This window comes from Nocardia sp. BMG51109 (assembly GCF_000526215.1).
Taxonomy (GTDB): Bacteria; Actinomycetota; Actinomycetes; order Mycobacteriales; family Mycobacteriaceae; genus Nocardia.
Window position 1 is genome coordinate 1,991,945 of record NZ_JAFQ01000004.1, and the last position, 20,149, is coordinate 2,012,093.

Annotated in this window: 24 protein-coding genes; 7 read left to right on the forward strand and 17 right to left on the reverse strand. The window is 66.8% G+C overall.

The window, feature by feature from the left end:
* Nucleotides 1–97: 97 nt before the first annotated feature.
* The 7 genes from D892_RS0110490 to bla form a co-directional block, all read right to left on the reverse strand.
* Nucleotides 98–514, reverse strand: coding sequence for a very short patch repair endonuclease (locus tag D892_RS0110490; RefSeq protein ID WP_024801193.1), 417 nt, complete (start codon nucleotides 512–514; stop codon nucleotides 98–100).
* Between the two features lie 109 nt (nucleotides 515–623).
* Complete coding sequence (locus D892_RS0110495) at nucleotides 624–1,766, reverse strand: DNA cytosine methyltransferase (protein ID WP_036566898.1); 1,143 nt, start codon at nucleotides 1,764–1,766, stop codon at nucleotides 624–626.
* A gap of 168 nt (nucleotides 1,767–1,934) precedes the next feature.
* Complete coding sequence (locus D892_RS0110500; protein ID WP_198036874.1) at nucleotides 1,935–2,366, reverse strand: YbaB/EbfC family nucleoid-associated protein; 432 nt, start codon at nucleotides 2,364–2,366, stop codon at nucleotides 1,935–1,937.
* 5 nt (nucleotides 2,367–2,371) lie between these two features.
* The gene (locus tag D892_RS0110505; RefSeq protein WP_036566901.1) at nucleotides 2,372–2,932 is read right to left on the reverse strand and encodes an LppA family lipoprotein; all 561 of its coding nucleotides are present in this window, start codon (nucleotides 2,930–2,932) and stop codon (nucleotides 2,372–2,374) included.
* Entirely contained in the window at nucleotides 2,929–4,596 is a 1,668-nt protein-coding gene (locus D892_RS0110510) for an alpha/beta hydrolase (RefSeq protein ID WP_024801197.1), read from the reverse strand. The genes D892_RS0110505 and D892_RS0110510 overlap by 4 nt, the downstream gene beginning before the upstream one ends.
* Entirely contained in the window at nucleotides 4,593–4,904 is a 312-nt protein-coding gene (locus D892_RS0110515; RefSeq protein WP_024801198.1) for a hypothetical protein, read from the reverse strand. Before D892_RS0110515 ends, D892_RS0110510 begins: the two co-directional genes overlap by 4 nt.
* 456 nt (nucleotides 4,905–5,360) lie before the next feature.
* Nucleotides 5,361–6,218: a class A beta-lactamase gene (bla, locus tag D892_RS0110520; RefSeq protein ID WP_024801199.1), complete on the reverse strand. Its 858-nt coding sequence runs from the start codon at nucleotides 6,216–6,218 to the stop codon at nucleotides 5,361–5,363.
* 224 nt (nucleotides 6,219–6,442) lie between these two features.
* Here bla and D892_RS0110525 point away from each other — a divergent pair, with 224 nt between their 5' ends.
* A complete protein-coding gene (locus D892_RS0110525) occupies nucleotides 6,443–7,318 on the forward strand; it encodes a LysR family transcriptional regulator (RefSeq protein WP_024801200.1) in 876 nt (291 codons plus the stop codon).
* A complete protein-coding gene (locus D892_RS0110530; protein ID WP_024801201.1) occupies nucleotides 7,315–8,229 on the forward strand; it encodes a serine hydrolase in 915 nt (304 codons plus the stop codon). Before D892_RS0110525 ends, D892_RS0110530 begins: the two co-directional genes overlap by 4 nt.
* A gap of 91 nt (nucleotides 8,230–8,320) precedes the next feature.
* On the opposite strand, the gene D892_RS0110535 is transcribed toward D892_RS0110530, so the two are convergent.
* Nucleotides 8,321–9,457 carry an SDR family oxidoreductase gene (locus D892_RS0110535; protein WP_024801202.1) on the reverse strand — a complete coding sequence of 379 codons (1,137 nt, stop codon included), beginning with the start codon at nucleotides 9,455–9,457 and terminating at the stop codon, nucleotides 8,321–8,323.
* A 337-nt stretch (nucleotides 9,458–9,794) separates the two neighbouring features.
* Between D892_RS0110535 and D892_RS0110540 the strand changes: the two genes are divergently transcribed.
* Nucleotides 9,795–10,586, forward strand: a complete 792-nt coding sequence (locus tag D892_RS0110540; protein WP_024801203.1) for a MerR family transcriptional regulator — start codon at nucleotides 9,795–9,797, stop codon at nucleotides 10,584–10,586.
* 103 nt (nucleotides 10,587–10,689) lie between these two features.
* Here D892_RS0110540 and D892_RS47665 read toward each other — a convergent pair whose 3' ends face one another.
* The 3 genes from D892_RS47665 to D892_RS0110555 form a co-directional block, all read right to left on the reverse strand.
* Nucleotides 10,690–10,836, reverse strand: coding sequence for a hypothetical protein (locus tag D892_RS47665; protein ID WP_198036875.1), 147 nt, complete (start codon nucleotides 10,834–10,836; stop codon nucleotides 10,690–10,692).
* A gap of 77 nt (nucleotides 10,837–10,913) precedes the next feature.
* Nucleotides 10,914–11,168, reverse strand: a complete 255-nt coding sequence (locus D892_RS47670; protein ID WP_198036876.1) for a hypothetical protein — start codon at nucleotides 11,166–11,168, stop codon at nucleotides 10,914–10,916.
* Between the two features lie 120 nt (nucleotides 11,169–11,288).
* The gene (locus tag D892_RS0110555; RefSeq protein ID WP_232236054.1) at nucleotides 11,289–12,521 is read right to left on the reverse strand and encodes a helix-turn-helix domain-containing protein; all 1,233 of its coding nucleotides are present in this window, start codon (nucleotides 12,519–12,521) and stop codon (nucleotides 11,289–11,291) included.
* A 222-nt stretch (nucleotides 12,522–12,743) separates the two neighbouring features.
* Here D892_RS0110555 and D892_RS0110560 point away from each other — a divergent pair, with 222 nt between their 5' ends.
* Nucleotides 12,744–13,055, forward strand: a complete 312-nt coding sequence (locus D892_RS0110560) for a hypothetical protein (protein WP_024801206.1) — start codon at nucleotides 12,744–12,746, stop codon at nucleotides 13,053–13,055.
* A 161-nt stretch (nucleotides 13,056–13,216) separates the two neighbouring features.
* Here the strand turns inward: D892_RS0110560 and D892_RS0110565 are convergent, their stop codons facing one another.
* Nucleotides 13,217–13,801, reverse strand: a complete 585-nt coding sequence (locus D892_RS0110565; protein WP_024801207.1) for a hypothetical protein — start codon at nucleotides 13,799–13,801, stop codon at nucleotides 13,217–13,219.
* A 148-nt stretch (nucleotides 13,802–13,949) separates the two neighbouring features.
* Nucleotides 13,950–14,162: a hypothetical protein gene (locus D892_RS0110570; protein ID WP_024801208.1), complete on the reverse strand. Its 213-nt coding sequence runs from the start codon at nucleotides 14,160–14,162 to the stop codon at nucleotides 13,950–13,952.
* A 631-nt stretch (nucleotides 14,163–14,793) separates the two neighbouring features.
* Between D892_RS0110570 and D892_RS0110575 the strand changes: the two genes are divergently transcribed.
* The 3 genes from D892_RS0110575 to D892_RS43600 all read left to right on the forward strand — a co-directional run bounded on the left by D892_RS0110575 (nucleotide 14,794) and on the right by D892_RS43600 (nucleotide 17,437).
* Nucleotides 14,794–16,176 carry an IS1380 family transposase gene (locus D892_RS0110575; protein WP_024801209.1) on the forward strand — a complete coding sequence of 461 codons (1,383 nt, stop codon included), beginning with the start codon at nucleotides 14,794–14,796 and terminating at the stop codon, nucleotides 16,174–16,176.
* Between the two features lie 317 nt (nucleotides 16,177–16,493).
* Nucleotides 16,494–17,063: a Panacea domain-containing protein gene (locus D892_RS0110580; RefSeq protein WP_024801210.1), complete on the forward strand. Its 570-nt coding sequence runs from the start codon at nucleotides 16,494–16,496 to the stop codon at nucleotides 17,061–17,063.
* A 26-nt stretch (nucleotides 17,064–17,089) separates the two neighbouring features.
* Nucleotides 17,090–17,437: a type II toxin-antitoxin system death-on-curing family toxin gene (locus D892_RS43600; protein ID WP_198036877.1), complete on the forward strand. Its 348-nt coding sequence runs from the start codon at nucleotides 17,090–17,092 to the stop codon at nucleotides 17,435–17,437.
* A gap of 428 nt (nucleotides 17,438–17,865) precedes the next feature.
* Here D892_RS43600 and D892_RS40890 read toward each other — a convergent pair whose 3' ends face one another.
* The 4 genes from D892_RS40890 to D892_RS49145 all read right to left on the reverse strand — a co-directional run bounded on the left by D892_RS40890 (nucleotide 17,866) and on the right by D892_RS49145 (nucleotide 20,142).
* The gene (locus tag D892_RS40890) at nucleotides 17,866–18,498 is read right to left on the reverse strand and encodes a GNAT family N-acetyltransferase (protein WP_063629953.1); all 633 of its coding nucleotides are present in this window, start codon (nucleotides 18,496–18,498) and stop codon (nucleotides 17,866–17,868) included.
* Between the two features lie 153 nt (nucleotides 18,499–18,651).
* Complete coding sequence (locus D892_RS0110600; RefSeq protein WP_024801213.1) at nucleotides 18,652–19,119, reverse strand: hypothetical protein; 468 nt, start codon at nucleotides 19,117–19,119, stop codon at nucleotides 18,652–18,654.
* Nucleotides 19,103–19,981 (reverse strand): nucleoside hydrolase, encoded by an 879-nt coding sequence (locus tag D892_RS0110605; protein ID WP_024801214.1) that lies wholly within the window; start codon nucleotides 19,979–19,981, stop codon nucleotides 19,103–19,105. Before D892_RS0110605 ends, D892_RS0110600 begins: the two co-directional genes overlap by 17 nt.
* Before the next feature lie 32 nt (nucleotides 19,982–20,013).
* A complete protein-coding gene (locus tag D892_RS49145) occupies nucleotides 20,014–20,142 on the reverse strand; it encodes a hypothetical protein (RefSeq protein ID WP_255360217.1) in 129 nt (42 codons plus the stop codon).
* Between the last annotated feature and the right edge of the window lie 7 nt (nucleotides 20,143–20,149).

Here is a 20,149-nt window from a genome sequence, read left to right on the forward strand (position 1 = left end):
TCACAGCTCTCGCTTCGTCACGGCTCTCGTTTCGTCGCGTCCCCGGCCCGAGTACAGACTGGTCAGCTGGTTGCCGTGGTTCCCTCTCCATGATGGCCTATCGCCCGGCGAGCGCTTCCTGCACTCGGTCGGCGGCCACCTCGGCGGGCTCGTGCTCCCACACCCGCACCACCAGCCAGCCGGCGGCGGCCAGCCGGGCATCGGTGTCGCGGTCGCGCGCGACGTTCCCGGCCAGCTTGTCGGCCCACCACTGCCCGTTGTTCTTCGGATAGGTGGCGTGCTCCGGACAGCAGTGCCAGAAACATCCGTCCACGTAGACGGCGACCCTGCGGCGCGGGAAGACCAGATCGGCGCGGCGGCGCAGACCCTTCAGCGGCGCTCGGTCGACGAAGAACCGGCAGCCGCGCCGGTGCAGTTCCTTGCGCAGCGCGGTCTCCGGCGCGGTGCCCACGCGGCGCTGCCGGGACATCCGGGCGCTGGTCCGCGCGTCGGTGCCGGGGCGGCCCGCGGTCACGGCGTAGCTCCGCGACACAGCGGACGGCTGCACACCGGACAGCTGCACACTGGACAGCGGCGCGGCGGACGGTATGGGCGGGGCCTGCTTCTCACTCCGCCATTCGACCTCATGCCGCCTCCTGGGGGAAACCTCCCATGCGAACCAGGTGCTTCTCGACGTCGGTCAGGAAGCCGGGCGGGAAACGCAGGTTGCCGCGGGCGGCGCGGCGCAGGAACCCGGCGGTGGCCCGGGCCGACAGCAGCCGGGCGTCCTCCAGGAACCAGCGCAGATCCTCGTACGGCTCGTGCAGGGGCCAGGTGGACACGCCCACCCGATGGCGGATCCCGGCCCGGCCCCAGGCCGCCGCCGGCCAGCGATCGGCAGGCAGCGGCAGGTCGTCGGGAACGATATCGACCGCGGGGTCGGCCAGCCGGCCGCCCACCCACGACGCCATCCGCACGCTCACCGCATTGCCGACCAGTTTCCAGCGATGTCCCTGCCGGACCCCGGGCGCGGCCGGCGCCGGTTCCGTCCATCCGGGCGAAAAGCCTTGCAGGCGTTCGACATCGGTAATCCCCGGCGTCACGATCTCGCCGGACGGCAGGCGCACCGCGGGCGGGCTCGCGATACCCAGGCCCGATCCGCCCTTCAGCGTCGGCACCGCGTTCACGGCCCAGCCGAGCCCGCGCACCCCCTCGGTCCAGTAGAAGCCGCACGGATCGGCGTCGGGATCGCCGATCGTGCGGGGGCCGGCGTCGGTGCCGAACAGCACCGGCCGCGGATCCTCGGTGCGCGACGCCAGCATCAGGACTCGCTGCCGCCGCTGCGGCAGGCCGAAGGCGCGGGCGTCCACCACCCGATACGCCCAGGTGTAGCCGAGTTGCTCCAGCGCCTCGGTGATGTGCCGCATCGCCTGCCCCCGGTCGAGTTGCAGCATGAACGGCACGTTCTCGATGAGCAGCCAGCGCGGCCCGCGCTTGCGCCGCACCAGCCGGAACACCTCACCCACCAGACCCGAACGCGCACCCGAGATTCCGGCGGTGCGCCCGGCCTGCGACAGGTCCTGGCAGGGAAATCCGGCGGCGACGAGTTCCGTGCCCGCCGGCAGCGCCCGCAGCCGCGTCACATCGGCATGCAGTTCGGTCTCGGGAAAGCGCGCCGACAGCACCGCCCCCGCCCCGGGATCGATCTCACACAGCAGGTCGGTCCGCCAGCCGTGCGCGCCCAAGCCGAGCTCCAGTCCACCGATTCCGGCGAACAGCCCGACCATCCGCGCACCTGTCACACCCGTCCCTTTCGGCTGTCGAAACCGGTCGGCGCCGCCACCGCAGTGCCGGGCCCGCGCAAGAACGTTACTCGAGTGCGGGTGCGGGGTTGTCGAGCAACACCGCTGTGCGGGCGACCGGACAGGGTCGCCCTCGGTCGCGGACAGCCCCGCTCATTCCTCCCAGGACCGGCGCCACGCCGGTTCCCAGACAGCGTCGTCGAGGTAATCGAATTCGGTGGCGCCGAATTCGGACGGGACCTGCGAAGGATCGGGCGCGGGCCGCCGGTGGAATTCGCGGATCATCGCCTGTGCCTCGGGGCTGTCGCTGAGGTCGCGGCGCAGCTCCTCGGCCGATTCCCGGGCCTGGGCGCAGGCCAGGCGCTGGGCCTCGATGATCAGGGCAGGCAGGTCGCCCACGGCGATCGGGTGCGGCGATTCGGCGATATCCAGTTTCGTGATGGTGCCCGTGGCGTCGACCTCGACCCGTACCCGGCCACCACCGGATTGCCCCTGGCCGCGGATCTGCGCCACGGCCGCATCCGTGCGCGCGGCCGCGCGCATCATCTCTCTCAGTGCCACGTTCGGATCCATATCGTTGCTCACGGGAGTCATCGGGTCGCGGGCGGTGATGTCGCGCCCCCGGCGGGAAGCCGACAGCCGGTATCGGCCGCGATGACGGTATTGACCTGGTAGCCGAGACTGATCGCGGTGCCTTCCGGGCTGTAGAAGCGGGCGTCCTTGTTGCCCGGGTCATCTCGGAAGGTCTGGGCACCGGTCGCTCCGAGCGTGGCCGCCAGTTCCCGGGCGCGGTCGACGACCCGCGGCCATACCTCGGCGGGAATCGGCTTGTCGCCCAGGTAGTTCCGCAGGTACAGGTTCGCTCCGCCGGTGCGGTCGTACGGCCGGGCGCAGCCGCTCCGGCTCTGCTCGCGGTTCCATCGCCACTGGATGCCGGGCACCAGCGTGGCGATGTAGGCGCCGAGCTGTTCGACCACCGACGTCAGTTGCGCCTGGGTCGCTTCCAGGGAAGGCAGTTCGGTGAGTCGCTGTGCGGCGCGGGTGGTTTCGCCCTCGCCGGAGGGGCCGGCGGAGTCGGCGTGCATGTCACCACATCCTGTCAGGGGCAGCGCAACGGTCAGGGCCAGGGTCGCGAGTCGGGAACGGATCAATGCGGGATGATCCGCCCGGTCAAGATGTCCTTCAGGACGACCTCACCGCCGGAGTCGCCCTCGATGACCTGGTCGGGCAGACCGGCGACGACGACAGCGGTGTTGTAACCGGAGGTGCGGAGCTGACCGTTGTCGCCGTTGCGGGCGTATTCGGCATGACCCGTGGCTCCGTCGCGTTCCACCCCGTCGGGGGTGGTGGTCGACTGGGTGGACATGTCCTTGAAGTCGGAAAGGTATCCCGGGCTGATCCCGAAGGTGTTGAGCTGAGCGACCGGGTCGCTGTGGGCGGTCATCTGATAGGCGTGACCGGGATCCAGGTGCAGGGCCTCGGCGGCGCCACTGTTGGACGGAACCCCGACCCCGGGGGATCCATAGACCACGAGATCGTCGACCGCGTCGTAATCCTGGCGCTGCATGGCGATTCCGGTCATCGTGGATCCGTACGAATGCCCGACCGCGGTGAGATGCGGATCGGTGCCGCCGTCGTGGGATGCCGCCAGGCCGTCGTAGAACGACGACAACTTCTCCGAACCCGCCAACGCCAGTGCGGGACTGGCCATCTGGACCTCGCCCCCGGGACCGGAAGCCTTGGGCTGCGGCAGATCCGCACCGATCCAGACGACGGTCGCGACCGTTTCGTCCCCCCGGCCGGCCTTGTCGAGCTGTGTCATCGCCGTCCGCCGCAGCGCGTCGGCCTCGCTGGTCATGCCCTCCAGCGAATCGCTCACGGTGGTGTCCACGCCGGGGGCGGTGACCGAGATGTGGTCGGCGACATCCGGATTGCCGACCGAGACTGCGGCATGCGGCTGGCGTCCCGACAGCGTGTCGAGCACCAGCAGCATCCGGTTGGGGTCCTGATTCAGCGTCCGCTCGATCGCCTCGAGGTCCCGCAGGTTGTCGGCCAGCCTGGGATCACTGCCCGAACGGGCACGGGCCAGCTCGTCGGCGAGCCTGATCCGGTTGTAGTGGTCGCGGTCGATCGCCGGCATCCCGTCCCGGTTGCCGATGGCCGGATCGTCGGCGAACAGGGCGTCCTTCTCCGCCGGTGTCAGCGAATCCCAGAACGCGGCGAAGGCCTTCGGATCCTCCGGCAATTGCGCTGTGCCGTCGATGATCTGCTGCACCCGGTCCGACAGCGCGCCGCCCGAGGGATCCTTGACCAGTGCCGCCAGCGCCTCGTTGGCGGCGGTGAGCTTCGACGCGTAGAGGACGTCGAGTTCGTTGAAGCCGATGAGCGCGGGCCGCAGTTTCGCCTCGTAGGTCTCGGCCGCGTCGTCGGCGAGCGGCTGCCAGAATCCGCCGCCCAAATCGGGGGCGCTCACGTGCCCGTCCTCGGACACGGTGCAGCCGTCGGCGATCGCGGCGTCGGCGGTATCGACCACCACCTTGCGGGCCGCGCCCAGGGCGGCCGCGGCGTCGTTGAGGGCGTCGACCTGGTCGGCCACCGCGGTCGAGATGTGGGTGGCGGCCACCGTGTCGCCGGTCTTGCGGATGGACGCCTTCGACGCGCCCGCACCGTGCCAGTTCTCCAGCGCGGTATCGAAATCGGAGTTCACATCGGCGATGGTGGTGATGAACTTCTGATTCAGTTGGGTCAGCTGCGTCGCCGCCGTCGCGAACCGGTCCGGATCGCCGGCCCGGATCCGAGACACCGTCAGGGTCACTGCGCGCCCCGCTCATAGCGGGCGAGGGCCACGGCGAATGCCTTGTCGACGGCCTCATAGTCGGCCGCGGAACCGCCCGCGGTCTCGGACAGGTTCTGCAAGGTCGCCGCGATCGATCCGTAGGCGCGGGTGATCGGGTCGACCAGCCCCGCCGCGGCCGCGGCCATCGCCGAACCGGGCACCGCTGCCACGGCCTCCTGCCCGGACTCGGCGGGAGTCAATCCCTTGGCCTGCGCCGCGTGGATCGCCAACTTCGCCGCCAGCATACGAAGCGCAACAACGTCGACCTGCACCACCGGATCCGTCATGACTCCCCGCCGCTCCTCCACCCGACAAAATCGTTCTGAACCTAGCAGGGTGAAATCATCGAGACGACCCGCTGAAACCAGGGGCACGCCGCCGGCATCGCCCGCAGGCCCGCTCGCGTGGCATCCGGTCACAGACGAAACGCGGCAACCATGTCCGCGCCGGTTCGGCGGACGATCCCGGGGCGCGGGCTACCCGGACGACCAGCAAATCTCGCAACCTACCCGGTTCTCGTCACCGTCACCGCCGCGCGGCTCATCTTGCGCAACGTGACGATCGGTCCGGGGAGAGGTGGCTCGGCACCGAACGGCTACCACGATCTTCGCGCGACTCGACCGAGCCCCCGACAGCAGCGCAGACCACTTCCGCCGCCACCACACGGCTTACACCCCACACAACGTGACAATCAGACGGGAGAGCCACCCGGCACCGAACGGCGGCAGCGATGTTCGTGCGACTCAGCCGAGTTCCCGGACCGCCGCACGGGTGGCCTCGGCGACCAGCGGGTTGTCCGCGGCGGCCGTCGGTTCGGACTTCCCGCTCAGCACCGCGATGACCAGTGGCGCGCGATCCGGCGGCCACGCGATGGCGACGTCGAGGGCGCCGCCGTACGCGGGGCTGCCGGTCTTGTCCCCGACGATCCAGCCCGCGGGCAGTCCGGCGCGGATCCGCGCACCGCCGGTCGTGTTGTCGACGAGCCACGACTTCAGCTGCGCCCGTTCGGATTCGCCGAGGACGTCGCCGAGAACGAGGAGCCGGTAGTCGGCGGCGAGGGCCGCGGGCGTGGTGGTATCCCGCTCGTCGCCGGGAATCGCGGTGTTCAGCTCGGTTTCCCAGCGGTCCAGGCGCGTGACGGTGTCGCCGAGGGAGCGCAGGGACGCGGTGAAGCCCGCCGGACCACCGAGCAGCTTCAGCAGCTGGTTGCCCGCGGTGTTGTCGGACGCGGTGATCGCGGCGTGGCACAGCTCGGCGACGGTCATGCCGGTGTCGACGCGCTTCTGGGTCACCGGCGAGGCATCGACGAGATCGGTTGCGGGATAACGGATCACCTGGTCGAAGTAGCCCGTCGACAGCGGATGGTCGCGCAGCAGAACGCCGCACGCGAGCCCCTTGAACGTGGACGCGACCGGGAACCGCTCACCGTCGCGATGGACCGCGGTGCGGCCGGTGCCGGTATCGACCGCGTAGACGCCCAGTCGCGCCGTGTGCTGCGTCTCCAGATCGGCGAAGGCCCGGCCCGCATCGGCCGGCGCCTTCGCCGTCGCGGGTTCCGTATCCGAACCGCAGCCCGCGGCGACGAGCGACAGCGCGGCCATCGTCGCGACGACGACCCGGCGGCCGCGCGAAACCCGAAGTGTTGCTGTTGATGAGATCACCGCCGCAGCCCACCACCGATGCGGCGGCCGCCGCCAATATCCGACCCGGGCGTGTGCGAGTCGAATTCGATATCGCCGCTGGTTCGCCGAACGGTTCGGCTCCGGCACCGACCGCGCGCGGGCAGCGTGCCGGTGGCCCGCCGGACCGCTGGTTCAATGACCGCATGGATCTGATCCGCCACCTCCGCTTCTTCGTCTCCGTCGCGGACGAGAGACATTTCGGCAGGGCGGCGGCCGCGCTCGACATGACCCAGCCGCCGCTGTCGCAGGGACTTCGCCGCCTGGAACGGCATCTCGGCATCGATCTCATCCACCGCACCCGCCACGGCGCCGTACTCACCTCGGCCGGGCTGCAACTGCTTCCCCGGGCGCGGCTGCTGGTCGACGATGCCGAGCGCCTGCTCGCCGAGTCCCACCGCATCGCGAACTCGCGTGGCACCGTGCACTGGGGAGCGACCGCGGCGCTGCCCGACCGGATGGTCACGGCCTGCGTGGGCGCGCTGCGCACGACCGTTGCCGAGGATGCGACGGTAGCCACAACGGTGGGCACGACCGTCGACCTGGTCGCCGACGTGCGGGCCGGACTGTGCGACGTCGCGGTGATCGAGCATCCCGCGCTCGTCGACGGCGTCGAGGCCCGGCCGGTCGTCAAGGTGCCGAGGTGGCTCGTGGTTCCGGCCGACCATCGCAGTGCCGCCGCCGAGCGGCCGGGCTTCCCGATGCTCGCCGGCCTGAGTTTCGCCTGCCCGCCGCGCGCCACCAACCCGCCCGCCGTCGACACCCTGCTGGATCTGCTGCGCGAGCGGGGCCTGGACGCACCGACCGTGCCGGCGCCCGACGACCGCGCCGTACTCGCCGCGACCGCCGCGGGAACAAGCTTCGGGCTCACCGCGATTCCGCCCGCCGATACCCCGGGGGTGACCTGGATACGCCTGGCGCCGCAGGCATTGGCGCTGCGCGTGCGCGTCGTCCACCGGCCCGGCGCCGACGCGCACGCCGACGCCGTCGACGGGGTGCTGTTCCGGGAGCGGCTGCGGTGAGCGCCGCGGACCGGATCCGCGCGGTCTTCGCCGACGCGGGGTGCACCGGCTGGCTGCACGCCCGCCGCTGCGACGACTCCGCCGCCGAGACCTCCGCCGCCGAGATCTCGGTGGGTGGTGACGAGCGGGTGGTCATCGCGTCGGTGTACAAGCTGGCGCTGCTGGTCGCGTTCTGCCGGCACGTCGACGCCGGCCGGATCGATCCCACCGCGCGGCTCACCGTGCTCCCGGCCGACTGCACGCCCGGACCGACCGGCATCGCCGTCCTGCGCGACCCGGTGACCATGAGCCTGCGGGACCTGGCGACCTCGATGATGACGGTCTCCGACAACGCCGCGGCCGACGTGCTGCTCGGCGAGACCGGCCTCGGCCCGGTCGAGGAACTACTGAACGACCTCGGACTCACCCGCACCCGGATCGTGGGCGGCACCGCGGACCTGCACCGCAGCCTGGTCCGCGACACCGACACCCACACCACCGCAGAGGCATTCGCGACCCTCGCGGAGAACGACGAGGCCTGGTCGGTCTCCGCCTACGACCCGTCCTACACCAGCGCGACAACGCCGGAGGAAATGACCCGCCTCCTACGCGCCCTGTGGGCCGGCCGGGTGCTGTCCCCCGAACAAACCGACTTCGTCCGCTCGGTAATGCGCCGCCAGGTCTGGCCGCACCGCATCGCCGCCGCCTTCCCCCACCGCACCGTCTCGGTCGCAGGCAAGACCGGAACCATCGGCGTAATCCGCAACGAGGTAGCCGTCGTAGAGTTCCCCGACGAATACCCTGTCGCGGTAGCGGTCTTCACCCGCGCGGCCCGAGCCGACCCGGAACTCCCCGTCGTAGACGCCGCCATCACCGAATCCGCCCGCATCGCGGTCACCGAACTCCGCCGCCCTCTACTACCCCCGGACTGAGGCCGGCGTTCCGCCTCGACAGCGAATAGACGCCCGCGCCAAGGAGATCCGGACTCGGTCTGAACGCATTTGGTGCTCACCCCGAGGCTGGTCAGGGTCTGATGCCGACGAATTTGGGCTGCGGTTCAGCGGGGCTTGTTATGTCTCGCGTCAGATGTTTGTCGCTTCGGGGTGCGTTGGTGCGCATGCAGGCTGCGATGACATCCGAGGGCGTCATGTCGCCGGGCAGCGTGACCGGCCGACCGATCTCGAGGAGGTGCTCGACACTGGTTCGGAGGGCTTGTTCGTTGCGGCGGTTCAGCAGTGTGCGCAGGATGAGCGCTCGTTTGATTTGCAGTTGGGTCGCGGCAGACGGTTTGAGGAGCGTGCGCAGCCGTCCGGGCGAGTTCAACGGATATGTGCGCCGCAGCGCCGCAATGAACTCGGGCATCGGAACCGGCTGCCATCCGAAAAGCCGGGCAGCATCGCGTGCGGTGAACGGCATGTAGGGGTAGTAAACGGTTCTGGGGTCCGGGGAGAACAGGTTCTCCACGACGGCGTCGGCGACGCAATCGGCGGGCGCGCAGGGGAGCTGCACGTCGGAGTCGTAGATCTTGCCGATCTCGCGGAGGTAGCTGTACATGCGGTACGCGATGTAGCGGCCACCGGGATCGTGGAAATCCGTCTTCGGACCGCCCATGACGTACGGCGCCAAGCACATGGTTACGGGCACGCCACGGCGGTGCGCTTCGACCGCGACCTGATGGGTGACCCACTTGTTCCGTGGATATCCGGAGTGGAAGAGATCGAACTTGAAGAAGTCCCGGCGACGGGTGAACGCCGCAGACGCGGCGGAGCCGATGACCTCGAGACGTTTGACGCGCCCTTCCAGGCAGAACTCGATCAGCCGCAGCATCGGCACCAATCCCTGGCCCCGGTGGTGCAGATATGGCGCGTACAGGGTGGACCCGGCGGCGTGAACCACGGCACCGATCGCGCGTTGCAGCTGCCCATAGTCGGCAGGGGCGAGCCCGAAATCGGGCTGCGTGTAGTCGCCCTCGAGCACCACCAGTTTGTGCACGTTGGGCAGGGTCACGTGAAAGCGGCGTGCCGTGGCGAGGACTCGGTCGCGAATGCCGCGTGATGTCTTGGCCCGCACCAGCACGGTCACCCCCTCCACCCGATCGTCGTCCAGTAGTGCCCGCAACATGTTGATCCCGATGAAACCGTTCGCGCCGAGCAGCAGCACCCGCTGTGGCGAGCCAGGCTCGAAGGCCGGCAGGCGAGCGATCGCTGTGGCCGGCGGCTCGGAAAACCGCAGCCGGAGAATCCGCGACTCACCGGTCGCGAGAGCCAGATAATCTGCACCCCGAGGAATGGATACACGCATGGAGAACCTCTCCCTTCTCGTGTATGAGCGCTGAAAAAGCCCAGGCTGTACCGTACGTCGGGCGGTCGACCCACTGCCGATTCCCGGGTCTGATGGCGAGTCGCTGCCGACAAAGTTTCCTGACTTTTCGGTACCGACCATGTCTCACCAAACAAGACTTGCACCTCCCGCGGCGTGAGGTCCTACGGTCGGAACTGTGACGAAGGCGAGCTACCTCAAGGTGGGTGACCTGGCCACGGCGACCGGCCTGACGGTCCGGACGCTGCACTACTACGACGAAATCGGCCTGCTGTCGCCGTCCGGCCGCAGCGGAGTCGGACACCGCCTCTACTCGTCCGAAGACGTGGAGCGGCTGTACCGGATCAACCTGCTCCGGCAGCTCGGCCTACGCCTGGACGAGGTGTCGGCCGCACTCGACGACCCGGACTACGACCTGGTCGCCATGATGAACCGCCACATCGCCCAACTCGACCACAACCTAGCCATCGGCCACCGCCTACGCCAACGCCTGACCACCATGACCGGCACGCTGGCCGACCAACGCACCCCCGACACCCACGAACTACTCGAAACCCTGGAGGACATGGCCATGCTGAACACCGCCATTCAACGCCGCATCCCCACCCTGGTCTACACCGACATCGACGCCGCCTACACATTCCTGACCGAAGCCTTCGGCTTCGAACCCGGCCAAATCAACCACGGCGAGAACGGAATAGCCCACCACGCCGAACTCACCGCCGGCGACGGCGTCATCTGGCTACACCAGGTCTCCGAGCAATTCGCCCTCCGCTCCCCCAAACAGGTAGGCGCCTGCACCGAGGGCATGTCCATCATCGTCGACGACGTAGACGCCCACTACCGCACCGCCAAATCCGCAGGCGCCCACATCATCTACGAGCCCGTGGACCAGTTCTACGGCTACCGCGAATACAGCGCCTACGACAACGAACAACACCTCTGGACCTTCATGAAGCCCTTGCAGTAAGGGATGCGGGTTCCGGAGACTCTGTTCGAAATCCGCGCAGCGGTTCGGATTCGCCCGGAACCGCACACACCTCCCGAACCTCGAGAGGAAATGCCGACCACCATCAGTCCCGCTGCGCCCCATCGGGCCAGATCACCGTCACCGGCATCCCTCGCTGCCGCGCGACAGCCACCACATCGGCGGTACCCCCGTATCCCCGCGCCGGTTTCCCGTCCCACACGGCGAACAGTTCGTCGGCATCATCGAGCATCCGCTCGCTCCCGGCTTGGTGCGCCTCAGACGTGGATTCCCGGTAGTCCAGGGCGATTACATCGCCTGCTCGTCTGATCAGCTCGTCGTATATCGGGTGATGTTCAACAGGCAGACCGTTCCGATACTGCTGCGCGGTACCACGACCACGAGCGAGCCCCTCGCGTCGAGGACAGCGCGGGCGAACAAGGCATCAGCGCCGTCGGCAAGACAACTCGAGCCCACCAGCTCGTCATCGGTGCGCTCCGCCAGCTCCGAACGCAATGCCTTGTCCACCAGTTCCGTTGTTGCCGAAGGCAATCCACGGTGTCCAGTGATCGCGATCCGTGTCATCGTCGCCCGTCCCGTCGATACAGAGTTACCAGAACATCGTCCAACGACCACACCTCGACTTTTCGTAACAACAGGCTACCTCGAAATATTCTGGCTACCTTGGCAATAAGCCCGGAAGGCTCAGAGATACGACGATTTATCGGGTGGTACCGAGTAGATATCTCGGAAAGCATCCCGGACGACGGAGGCGTCGGACGAATCGCGGTTCTCGATTCCGACCACGACTTCGGACACCCGCCAATAGTTCGATGGGACCAGTCGCCCGGACGTGACCGCCGTGAGCGCGGCGTGCGCGGCCTCGTCGGGTTTGTCGGCGGCGACGAGAGCCAGGCCCAGGTCGAGGTTCGCCGATGCGATACGGCGCGGACGTGCAGCCGGCGCGGCGGCGAGGTCGGCGAGGACATGCCGCGCGTAGGACTCGGCCGCCGGGTCTCCGAGCCATGCCAGTGTCGTAGCCACATACGCATCGGATTTCGCTGGGTCGTACTGGAAGTGGTGTTCCGGCCGGTCCGGTGCAGGCATTCCGGATACCAGCCTCGCGACTCTGCGGAGTGCTCCGTACGCGCCCTTGCCGTCGCCGAGCCGGGATAACGCGCGCCCCTCCTGCGCGGTCGCTTGGATATAGACCGAGGTGCCCTCCGGGGCAACTTCCTGGGCGGACCGCGACAGCTTGGCCGCCTCGGCGAACTCACCATCCGTCAGCTTCTGCCACGCTCGTGTTTCGAGACACCACGCCGATATCTCGCGGTGCTCCGATTCCGCCGCGAGAGCCCAAGCCAAATGCCCGCGCGCCGCCGCGGCGGGCAACTCACCGAGATCAATATGGCACGTGCTGGCCAGCAGTGAGAACCATCCGGACGTAACGAGCAACCGCCGGTGCTGCGCCAACGTCATCCTGCTGTCCATCAGACGGCCGGCGTAACCGAGATACTGCCGAATACGCACAAGTAACTCGCCCGGCGGCGTCGTCGGATAAGCCGCCGCCAAGTCGTCCACCGCCAGCTCTATCCGATCGAGGGTGTCACCACCGATATCCGACGCCTCGATGCGCTTCAGCCACTCGGCCGCTGCCTTCTCCCCGTCGGAGGGTTCGATGAACAGCGAGGAGCCAATCCCCAGCGCATCGGAGTAGGCGCGAATGTGCTCCGACAAGACCCGACGCTGACCCGTTTCCAGTTGTCCCAATAGGGATTTGGAGTAATGCGTCCGCGCCGACAGCATCGACAGGCTGACCCCTGCCGCCTCGCGGGCAGCGCGCAAACGCGCACCGGTGACCACCGTGTAGTCGAGGTCCCCGCCGTCCATGCGCTCATCGTAAGCGCGCTGTGGACGCTTGTGGACGCGGAACTGCATCGAACCGAACCGACCGGCGGCGACGCTATCAGCAGGCCCCGCCGCCGGGTCGACGCAATCCCGAACCAGCGCACGGCCGATCCCGCCCTGGTGACGCCCAGCTGGCGACAGACCACTCCCCGGCGGCGGGTGCTCCTCAACGACCGAGGAAGGTGCCAAGCGCGACAACGTAATCGGATTGATGCGCTCAGCCGGTAAACACCGGACCCGAGAGACCACCCGATGACGGCCCACCCACCAACCGCACTGGGTTGGATCGACCCGGTTGTCAGCGTCGCACCGGACTGGGACGCAGCACGGGTGCGCAGGTTGGCGCGCCGCCTCGGCTATCGACTGGTCTGGCCACCGGAGGTAAGTCTGATTCCGCTGGCCGACAGAGCGCGTGCGGCAGAAGCCGACGCCGTGATCGCCCCATCTCCGGCACACCTCGACACACTCACGCTGGACGCCGTCATGGGCGTTGCCGACGTCGAAACCGTCGAACCGCGTATGAGTTTCGCGCGATGGTCGGCCCTGCCGGGGTACGGCGAATGAGTCAACCTCAGGAACCCCGAGCGGGAAGCACCGAGCTGGGTACGTTGACCGCGCAAACGCATTACTACGCCCACCTCGGTCTCTGCGAACTCACGCTCCTCATGGATCTGAAAGAACTTTGGCCGCAAGGTATTCCGGTCGACGCGTTGTACTCGGTATTCTCAGATCGCGCGCAGCTTGTCGCCTCGATCGGGCTTCGGCCCGTCGGGAGGCAGTTCTACGCGGTACCCGAGCTTGCGGAGCACAACGACGGCAGCGGACGGCGCGTCTCGCACGCAAGTCGCCACCTGAGTCCATCGCCACTGCTCGCGAGCGGCCTCGAGGTACCGGTAGGCATCGCCGACAGACCCGGCCTGCGGCTTGACGCCCAGTTCTTCGATGAGCATATGAAGTACGTCCTCGAGGACCGGGCGAAATCGCGGACCGCCGACCGGGAAGTGCAAGGCGCTGAGCACCGACTTGGTCTTGCCTTCCTTTCGCTTCCTGGCTCGTGGGGTGCTCTCCCCACACTCACGCATCACTCGTTCCAGCTCGGGATGCTCACCATGGAACTGGATGTGCGCCGACGGAATCCGCGAGTTCGTCGCCCGCTCGAACTCGTATCGGAACAATGGCTGGCGCCCATCTTCAGCGACGTACACGGCAACCTTCGACTGTTCGATCGCAAGAAATTCTCTATCGCGGTCCCATTCACAGACATAATCCGCTGTGAGGCGCAGGAACTCGCCGACCTCGTCGAACAGCACGATGCCGCTGGCCGGTTCTTGGCGAACCCGGAAGGAGCTGGCCTCGGCACCGCATCGGCGATGAACGCAGCACAGTCCGGTCCGGAGACATACCGGACCGTATTGGTCAGTCGTTCTGCGAAGTCGGCGGCCTGCTCTTGCAGGCTGCTCAACGACCGATGCGGTCGAGGAAGAACTCCAGTCCGCAGACGTCCGAGAGCAGCCCCCGCTCGTCCGCGTCGAGCTCCCAGCGTTCGCCGGCTTCCTTGAACTGGTCGAGCGTGTAACCACGCGCCTCGACCGCTGCGGTCAGCCGAGCGAGTTCGCTTCGCACGTCGTCGGCGGTCAGCGTCCTGACATTGTGCGGAAGTGTGGCCGTCATGATGTCCCCCTCATCCCTCTTCCGAGGATCGCGTGTCATCCATGGTAGATGGTGGAGGTGACAACCCGGCTGCAAACAGCGGCTCCGCCGCAGCACTCTGCACACAGCCTGCCGGAGGAGGCAGGATTGAATCAGGTCACCGAATTTCAGCTACCTTCGATAACTATGCGCGCCCGGAGAGACTCGAACTCCCAACCTTCTGATTGGTTCGGGGGTATGTGTTGTCCGGGCTCGTACGGTAATCGTGTTGTGCAGCAATTGGTTTCGAGAACAGCGATACGGCAGAGTGCGTAGCAATTCGCGGTTGTATGAGGGCGTTTGGACGGTCAAAAGCAACAGCGACTGCCCTTCCCTTGCTTCCTCATACTGGCCATCCCCTCAGCCGTTTGAGCCTGTAAACCCCCGGAGAGCGGAGCGTGGGTTGACTGACTCCAGCGGCTACTCGGGACAATCGAGCCCACGAGGAAGGAGGCTTCAGCACAGCCTGGACGCTGCGCTGGTCGCATTAGCCTCCGGCTTTCACCAGAGTGCGGGATAGGCGGCGCGCCGTGAATGAAGAATGGTGCTCTGAGCTGCGATAATACGGCTTGTCGAAGGTCGTATTGTTCGCGTTGTCAGGAGCACCATTCAGGTGGGTAAGTGTAGTTCGCCGTATCCGCGGTTGGCCGCGGACGGGGCTGGTTCGGGTGTCGTGTCGCAAGCGGGGACGGTGTTGCTGCTGCGCGCTGCGGAGGCGGTGGGTCTGACCAGCGGGTTGTCGGAGGTGCTCGAGCCGTGGCGGAAACCTTTATCCGTGCATGATCCGGGCAAGATCGTGCTGGATCTGGCCATCGCGGTCGCGCTGGGCGGGGACTGTTCGGCCGATATCGGCATGCTGCGGGCCGAGCCGGGCGTGTTCGGTGCGGTGGCGTCGGACCCGACGGTGTCGCGGACGATCGCCGTGCTGGCTGCGGATGCGCCGAAATCCCTGTCCGCCATACGATCTGCGCGCGCGGCCGCCCGTGCCGCGGCGTGGGACCGTGCTGGTGACTGTTCGCCGGATCACGGGATCGATGCCGAGCATCCGCTGATCACCGACTTGGACGCGACACTGACGATCGCGCATTCGGAGAAAGAGTGTGCGACACCGACATTCAAGATGGCCTTCGGTCACCACCCGCTCGGTTCCTGGGTCGACCACGGCACCGCCGGGACCGGTGAACCCCTGGTGATGGACCTACGGCCGGGCAATGCCGGCTCCAATACCGCCGCCGACCACAAACGAGTGCTGGGCCAGGCGTTGCGGCAGTTGCCGTGGCAGCCCGGCTACCGAGTCGGCCGCAAGGTGCTGGTACGCACCGACTCCGGCGGAGGCACCCACGAATTCCTCGACTATCTCACCGCCCGGCATCTGCAGTACTCGGTCGGTTTTCTCCTTACCGAAACCACCGCAGCCGCAGCTGATCTCATCCCCGACCAGGCGTGGGCCGAAGCCTACGACGCCGACGGGAACGTCCGCGAGGGGGCGTGGGTGGCCGAGCTGACCGGGCTGGTCGACTTGACCGGCTGGCCGCCGGGCATGCGCGTTATCGTGCGGAAGGAGCGCCCGCACCCCGGTGCGCAGCTGCGGTTCACCGACCGTGACGGGCTGCGGTTGACCGCGTTCGCCACCAACACCCGCACCGGCCAGCTGCCGGATCTCGAGCTTCGCCATCGCCGCCGCGCCCGCTGCGAAGACCGCATCCGCACAGCGAAGGACACCGGTCTGGCCAACCTTCCTTTGCGGGGATTCGACCAGAACCGGATCTGGATCGAGATCGTCTGCCTGGCAACAGAACTCACTGCCTGGCTGCAGATGCTCGCACTGACCGACCACCCCGCCCGCCGGTGGGAACCCAAACGGCTGCGCCTGCGCCTGTTCTCGGCCGCGGCCCGCATCGCCTGCCACGCCCGCCGAACCCACCTCCGATTCTCGGCCCACTGGCCGCATACCGGGCTGATCCTGACCGCACTGTCCCGACTGCAGCCGGGCTGACCAGCACAAACCATCCCTGCGAGACGAAAGGACCAACCACTCCGGGCACGTGGAACCCGGCAGCCAACCCGCTGAACGGGCCCAACCCATCACGCCGTTTTGCGGCCGGAACGGCCGCAAAACACCAATCCGAACCCGATCAGGACCGCACGTCAGCCCCGCGAAAGATCTGGGTTAGTAGTCCGACTCGCGCGGGTTGGTGAGGATCGCCATAAGTGATGCCAGGAATCGTTCATCCTTATACCATGTTGATTACCTATGCAGTCACTGTGCATAAGTCTTGATATCCTGTGGATAGGTAACGAAAGGAGCGCATGATGGTTACCGCTCTGGACGTTGCCGGATACGTCTACCGGCAGCGGGGGTGGGTGGACGCTTGGAAGCTGGAGAAGTTGATCTACTTTGCCCAGGCATGGCACCTGACCTGGGATGGTCGGCCGCTGTTCGAGGACAAGTTCGAAGCGTGGCTTGACGGACCGGTTCAACCGACGGTGTACCGAGTGAACAAGTACGACCGTCCTTCTCCGTGGTCAACCCAGTTGCCAGGCGCGGATCCAGACGCCCTGCCTGGAGCTACCAAGGCCATCGTTGACGCGGTGCTTGAGCACTACGCTCACCTTGATAAGCCGACCCTGGTGGAACTCAGCCACGAACTGCCCTGGCAACGTGCGCGCGGCGATGTTCCGGCGGACGCGAAGTGCACGGCTGAGCTGTCCGAGAGTGACATCAAGCGTTGGTACACAGCGAAAGTGCTTAGAGGGGAGAAGGACATCCCTGATCAACCGCATATCCAGCCTGTCGGAGTCGCTGAGGTCGGATACGAAGTGGCCGTTGACGTGGAGATCAGTCGATGGGAGGAAACGCTTCGGCTTCTTGCTGAGCGATGAACCCCTTCGCCCTTCCGGTTGGTGGCGTGATCGCTACCAACCGGAGGCTTCCAAACACTGTCCATCTCCTGCTCGATCGAGGCAAACTTGAAGCTGCGTTAGCCCGTCCCATGTCGACCTGGGACGGGCAGCTCTGGTATCCGACAGTCGTACAACGCGCCGCGGCACTCCTTGATGCATTGGCCATGGCTCACGCGTTCTTGGATGGCAACAAGCGGACTGCTTGGTTGTCGTGCAACATTTATCTGAACGCCTTTGAGTCGCGACTGTGTCAGATCCCCCCGAACGAGGCTGCGGACTTCGTTGAGGGTGTCGTCGTAAATCACTATGAGAACGACGTCATCGCTGCATGGCTGACTGACCGGCTCGCCTAAGCGGTACCGTTACGAGCTTGGTCGACTGTTCGTGGTGACCACGGCAGGTTGACTGGCACATCGGCCGACGTTCGCGCTCGAGCTACGGGAGAGCAAGCCGGGTACGGCTGGCGTCGTGCCCAGCACTGCTCGGTGATGCAAGAAGCGCTCAGACAGGAATGGTCGGCGTTCTGCCACGTCGCCAAAGCGGCGCCGACGCGCCCGACGTGCCCGCCTGCCGGAGCTTGCGTAGGCCGGCGGTTGCGCGGCACCGCGTGGCGGCGCCGCTCGGCGGCGCGCCAGCGCCGCCCTTGATCCTGTATGGCTGAATTCGGCAGTAAGATGCAGCATCCATGAGGCACGGCAGGAGGTCGGGAACGACGGACCTACCGGGCTGACCGCCGAATCGGTGCGTCGCGGTGTCCGAGGCACGGGGAATCAGCTGGGGTTCAAAGAGTCTGGTCGGCGGCTGGCGTAGGGAGCTTCGACGATCGAAGGCGGGCGGATGGTGTCTGCTGCCTGTTCGGCTGGAAGCTGGCCGGTGCCGACTCTGGGAGAGCGAGACAGGCTGGTGGGCTCGGCGCGACGTATACAGCGGCGGGCTCGGCCTGGTCGCCGCTGTGGGTGTGGGTGATTGTGCCGATGCGCTGGCATCCCATTTTCTCGTACAGCCGGATGGCGGCGCGGTCTTTCAGCATCACGTCGAACGCGACTGCGCGGCCGTGTGTTGTGGCGTGTTCGTAGGCGGCGGCCATGAGCAGGGTTCCGGCACCGAACTGGCGGTGGTCGGGGTCGACGAACAGTCGGAGCAGGATGACTAATTCGGTGATGTTGCGTCCTGTGGTTTGGTGCCACAGTTGGGCGGCGTCGTCGTCCTCGGCAGCCTGGGTCAGCGCGATGTGGCCGATCGGCCGGCCGTCGAGTAGGGCTGTCCAGGCTGCGAGTTCGTGCGGTGGGGTGAGCCACGCCTGTGGGTCGGAGACTCCTTCGACCGGGTAGCCGTCTCGGACGTGGACGCGAACGAGGACCGTTGCGAGTTCGGTCAGGTCGCTGTCTTCGCGCGGGCGGACAACCGGGTCCATCAGTCGTCGACCCGCATCGTGTAGTCGAGCCCCATGTAGTCGGCTCTCATGGTGAACTCCGTGACTTCGAACGGTTGAAGGTTCTGATCCAGGCCAGTACGAAGAACAACCAGTGCAGGCACACTGTCGGTGGCCTGGTTGTTGCTGTGGCGTTTATCGGCATCTGTGTCCCGAAATCAGGCGGAGAGCCGTCAAACGCACGGTGGCTGCCTCATACTCGGCGATGCTCTCCGACAGCGCGTCCTCGGCTCGTTTGCTGTGCCTGAGCTTGGTTCGTGCGTCGGTTACGGCCTTCCAACGGCCGACCAGTTCGTCGATTACCCAGGCGTACTCTCGCGCGTCCTGCCAGTCACCGTCGACGGTTTCGATGATGCGGTCGATCAGCGCGTCACTGGTAATGGTGGGCAGGTCGACGTCGAGCTTTGTCAGTGCGTTCTCGCCGTTCTCGACATTCAGGCCGCCGGAGGTACCCGCTCGATGCACGGCAAGGACCGTGCGGGGATGGAACCATTCGCCGAAGGTGGCCAGAAGCCATGTAACACGCAGGATGTCGGCGCGGGGATGTTGTGGGTCGAAGTGGCCTCGCATCGCGGTGAACAGTTCCTCAACGGTGGGCAGCATCGGTCACCTCCCGCTGGAGTCCGGTGAAGATCATCGCGTGCAGCCATTGCACGAATGCGGGGTAGTCGACACCTGTTGCGGTCCAGATCATCCGGCCGGCACGATCGCGAGTCATGCGAGCATCAGCCGCGATCCGAACCCGCTCCGGGACGAATGCCACGAACTCATGTCCCAGTGCCGCCGACAGGGCGAGAGGGTCATGCATCTTGCTCGGTTTCCCGCGCGCGAGCCAGCGTTCGAGGTTCGCCGCGACGATGCGCGCCCATTCCGGAACACCTGGGGCCGAAAACATACGGAACAACTCGGAGTCACGAGTGATCTGGAGTTCGTCGGTGTGGGTCCAGTCCGACAGCAACAGCCGCGGCTCACATGACGTCCGCAGCGCCAGCCCTGCTGAGACCTGATCGCGCCGGAGATTTGTCGATGCCCGGGTCTTGTCTCGGTATCTGTCGAGCCATCCGCCCTGTTGGGTGACCTGGATTTGTTCGGCGAGATGCGGGCGGGCGGTGAGGATTCGGGCGAGGTTCGACATCGGTCCCTGCCCGACCCAGCGAACCCGGCCGGTGCTCGCGTCACAGATTTGGGTGATGACGCCGACGACATCGGACGGTTGGGCGGGTACGCCGTCGATCAAGTCGTCGAGTAGGAACTTTTCGTGGTTGCCGAGTTCGTGACCGGCGACGACCTCAACGTCGGTGCGGCCCAGGGCATTCATGAGCAGCCGGACGCCGCGGGCACGCCTGCCTCCGGTTTCGTCGGAGGTGATCACGGTGAGATGGTCGACGGTGATACCGGCGATAGCGAGGGATACCGCGTCGTCGGCATCCCAGAAGGCGTCGGTGTCGATGACTACGTGTTGCACGATGGCTCCGGATTCATGTCTCGGGCGGGTCGTCAGGGCCGGTTCTCGGCGGTCGGCATGCCACCGCGCGGATAGGCGAGGTCGGCGACGATGACTATCCCTACGACGGCTAGACAGATCGCGACGACGACGGTTGTGACCACCAGCGCGGGGCCATTCACAGCGGCC

Bases quoted from the DNA above. Each gene is read 5' to 3' on its own strand.
- D892_RS0110560 (WP_024801206.1), top strand. From the start codon at position 12,744: ATGACGGCCCACCCACCAACCGCACTGGGTTGGATCGACCCGGTTGTC.
- D892_RS0110555 (WP_232236054.1), bottom strand. From the start codon at position 12,521: ATGCAGTTCCGCGTCCACAAGCGTCCACAGCGCGCTTACGATGAGCGC.
- D892_RS0110570 (WP_024801208.1), bottom strand. From the start codon at position 14,162: ATGACGGCCACACTTCCGCACAATGTCAGGACGCTGACCGCCGACGAC.
- D892_RS0110515 (WP_024801198.1), bottom strand. From the start codon at position 4,904: ATGACGGATCCGGTGGTGCAGGTCGACGTTGTTGCGCTTCGTATGCTG.
- D892_RS40890 (WP_063629953.1), bottom strand. From the start codon at position 18,498: ATGGACCCGGTTGTCCGCCCGCGCGAAGACAGCGACCTGACCGAACTC.
- D892_RS0110495 (WP_036566898.1), bottom strand. From the start codon at position 1,766: ATGGTCGGGCTGTTCGCCGGAATCGGTGGACTGGAGCTCGGCTTGGGC.
- D892_RS0110580 (WP_024801210.1), top strand. From the start codon at position 16,494: ATGGTTACCGCTCTGGACGTTGCCGGATACGTCTACCGGCAGCGGGGG.
- bla (WP_024801199.1), bottom strand. From the start codon at position 6,218: ATGGCCGCGCTGTCGCTCGTCGCCGCGGGCTGCGGTTCGGATACGGAA.
- D892_RS47665 (WP_198036875.1), bottom strand. From the start codon at position 10,836: ATGCTCGATGATGCCGACGAACTGTTCGCCGTGTGGGACGGGAAACCG.
- D892_RS47670 (WP_198036876.1), bottom strand. From the start codon at position 11,168: ATGACACGGATCGCGATCACTGGACACCGTGGATTGCCTTCGGCAACA.
- D892_RS0110525 (WP_024801200.1), top strand. From the start codon at position 6,443: ATGGATCTGATCCGCCACCTCCGCTTCTTCGTCTCCGTCGCGGACGAG.
- D892_RS0110600 (WP_024801213.1), bottom strand. From the start codon at position 19,119: ATGCTGCCCACCGTTGAGGAACTGTTCACCGCGATGCGAGGCCACTTC.